At 67.7% G+C, this 1,100-nt stretch carries 1 protein-coding gene; it reads right to left on the bottom strand.

Going from position 1 to position 1,100, the window contains the following annotated elements; all coding sequences use genetic code 11:
* Window positions 1–18: 18 nt before the first annotated feature.
* Window positions 19–1,008: an IS110 family transposase gene (locus EBL85_RS16815; RefSeq protein ID WP_123143510.1), complete on the bottom strand. Its 990-nt coding sequence runs from the start codon at window positions 1,006–1,008 to the stop codon at window positions 19–21.
* Between the last annotated feature and the right edge of the window lie 92 nt (window positions 1,009–1,100).

Raw genomic sequence — 1,100 nt, 5'->3', positions numbered from 1 at the left:
AAGATACCGTCTTTCCCGTCAAGCCGCGGAAGCGTAATCGGGCTGGTAGGGACGACGGTTCTTGAACACACCGAAGCAGATGTGGGCGAGTTTCCGCATGGCGGCGCCGAGGGCGACCATCTTGGGCTTACCGCGCGCCAGGAGGCGTTCGTAGAGGTCCTTGACGTGAGGGTTGTAGCGAATGGCGGTGACGGCGGCCATGTAGAGGGTGGCGCGTGCATGCGCAGGCCCGGCCTTGGAGAGTCTGGCGCGCCCCTGCACGGAGGTGCCCGACTGTCGCTCGACGGGCACGAGCCCGAGGTAGGCGGCGAACTGTTGGGCCGAGGTGAAGGGGCGGCTTTGCAGCAACGCCACGAAGCGCTGAGCGACCTTGAGGCCGACGGCGGGGATCGAGGTGAGGAGGTCGACGTCCTCGCGTAGCTGAGGATGGCCGTCGAGGTGGTCGTCGATCTGTTGCTGGAGCTTGGCGAGGGCGGCCTCGAGGAAGGCGATGCTCTCGCGCACCGAGTCGCGCACCAGCGCCGGGGTGTGGGTCGCCTCGACCTTCTCCAGACGGTTGCGCTCGCGGCGCAGGTCCTCAATGAGGGCGCGCTGACGGGCCAGCAGCGCCCGCAGGAAGCGCACCTCGGGCGAGGGCGGCGTCCAGGGCGCGGGCTTGAGGAGCGCGCCGAAGCGCGCCAACACCTTGGCATCGACCGCGTCGGTCTTGGTGCGCACGGCCAGGCCGCGCGCAAAGTCCCGGGCCTGGGCCGGGTTGACGATCGAGACCGTCAGGCCCCGCCCGTGGAGCAGCTCGGCGGCCGTCTCGTGGTAAGGGCCGGTGGCCTCCAACACCACATGGACCGCCTCCGGCCTCGCCCCCTGACGCCCCAGCCAGTCGATCAGCGCCTCCACCCCCGCGGCGGTATTGGGCACCGTCTTGGTCTTGATCTTGACCCGCTCCTGCTCGTTCAGCTCTAGCGCGGTGTGCAGTTTCGCCTTCGAGACATCGATTCCGAGAGACATCATCGTCGTCCACTCCTTGATCCTGGGCCAGTCCTCATACCCACTCGCCTTGTCCATGCAGGGTTCGCCCCTTGGATACCGTTCAGTGTCGAGAC

The organism is Marichromatium sp. AB32 (genome assembly GCF_003718675.1).
In the GTDB taxonomy this organism is placed as follows: Bacteria; Pseudomonadota; Gammaproteobacteria; order Chromatiales; family Chromatiaceae; genus Marichromatium; species Marichromatium gracile.
The sequence above is the reverse complement of the archived record's forward strand: the minus strand, read 5'-3'. Positions and strand labels throughout refer to the sequence as shown.